Below are 257 nucleotides of genomic sequence, written 5' to 3'. Positions count from 1 at the left end.
CCAACAACACAGCCCGCAAGGAGGGCGACATGGGAGAGCAGCCAGCACGCAAGCCGCAGGATTTCTTCCCGATGACGGGCTTCGACGTGCGCGTGAGCGTGGAGGACGACGTGGTCATGTTGACTCTTCACCAGCTGCGTCTGACGACGGTGCCGCCGGTGAAGCTTTGCCTCGTGACGACGCCGGAAGATGCGCAGCAGCTTGGCCAGTTGCTTCTGCAGCAGGCCGCTCTGCTACGCGGAGCACAAACGGCTCCC

The 257-nt window shown here is 63.8% G+C and carries 1 protein-coding gene; it reads left to right on the top strand.

The genetic code is table 11. From position 1 onward, the window contains the following. Positions 1 to 29 precede the first annotated feature (29 nt). The coding region (locus SB660_RS21910; RefSeq protein WP_410584547.1) for a hypothetical protein at positions 30 to 257 on the top strand (228 nt) is incomplete at its 3' end.

It is taken from the genome of Bacillus sp. SIMBA_005 (assembly GCF_046535585.1).
In the GTDB taxonomy this organism is placed as follows: Bacteria; Bacillota; Bacilli; order Bacillales; family Bacillaceae; genus Bacillus; species Bacillus pumilus.
This window is presented reverse-complemented; position numbering and strand designations above follow the sequence as displayed.